The sequence below is a fragment of the Oleiphilus sp. HI0066 genome (assembly GCF_001635725.1).
Window position 1 is genome coordinate 1 of the sequence record NZ_LWFH01001285.1, and the last position, 1,200, is coordinate 1,200.

Below are 1,200 nucleotides of genomic sequence, written 5' to 3' on the forward strand. Positions count from 1 at the left end.
CTAGTAATAAATCTTCAAGTTGTTGAGGTTTTCTAAAAGCATCGCAAGCAGAGAGTACTTTGAGAATGGTGCTTGCTTTCAGTTCAAACGCTCTGTGGATATGGGTATGGTATTGGCTAGCAATGAGCGACAGTGATTCTGCGTAGCGATTAGTGCATAACTTTTTGCATAGTTGTTTGATCGGCTTGAGCCCTAGTTGTTCGTGCCCGTGATGCTTAGGCCATTGCTTTGAGTCGGTTTTTGCCTTCCCTAAATCATGCACTAGAGCAGCAAATCGTACATCTGTGGAGTGCGTCAGTTGAGCAGATGCTTGCAAGCTCATTAATGCGTGTATGCCGCAGTCTATTTCAGGATGATGTTTTGCTGGTTGAGGTATTCCGAATAAGGCATCAAGCTCAGGCATGACTATTTTCAGCGCATTGCATTGGCGCAAGACTTCAAAATATATGTGTGGGGAATCCTCAGCAAGTGCCCGCTGTGTTTCCTGCCATACGCGCTCGGGTGTGAGTGTCTCGAGTTCGCCGCTACCACTGATCTGAGACATTAAAGTGATAGTTTCAGGGGCTACAGAGAATCCTAGGGGATGGAAGCGCGCAGCAAATCGAGCGACGCGTAAAACGCGTAAAGGATCTTCGGAAAACGCAGAAGATACATGCCTCAATGTTTTTTTCTCGAGATCCTGCTGCCCATTATACGGATCGATGACATTGCCATAGGCATCTTCGGCCATAGCGTTAATCGTTAAGTCGCGTCTCTCTAGATCTTGCTCAAGCGTTACCTCAGGGCTGAAGTCGCAGATAAACCCTTTGTAGCCTTCACCGTGTTTACGTTCAGTACGGGCAAGTGCATATTCTTGTTTAGAGATAGGATGGATAAAAACAGGGAAGTCTGCGCCGACTTGCTGAAATCCCTGTTCCACCATTTGTTCTGGTGTTAAGCCGACAACCACCCAGTCTAGATCTTTGCTTTTAAGGTTGAGGAGGCGGTCTCGGACGGCTCCGCCTACGATGAAATAAGAGTCTGCAGGAAGCAGATTAGAATTTGAATGTGATGACATGTCGCTAGCTTAGCTAAAAGGCGTAGCCAAGACCAACTGTTCCGCCAATTTCTACTTCATTAATCATTGCGGCGGCTTCAATACTGAATCCATGTGGTTGATACAAAAAACCACCCGTTAGAATAGCTTTGTCTTTGGCGGCT

Annotated in this window: 1 protein-coding gene; it reads right to left on the bottom strand. The window is 46.5% G+C overall.

Annotated features, from left to right (window positions below):
- Nucleotides 1-1,057 (bottom strand): multifunctional CCA addition/repair protein (locus A3738_RS18705; protein WP_068763773.1); only part of this gene is annotated, 1,057 nt, incomplete at its 3' end.
- Between the last annotated feature and the right edge of the window lie 143 nt (nt 1,058-1,200).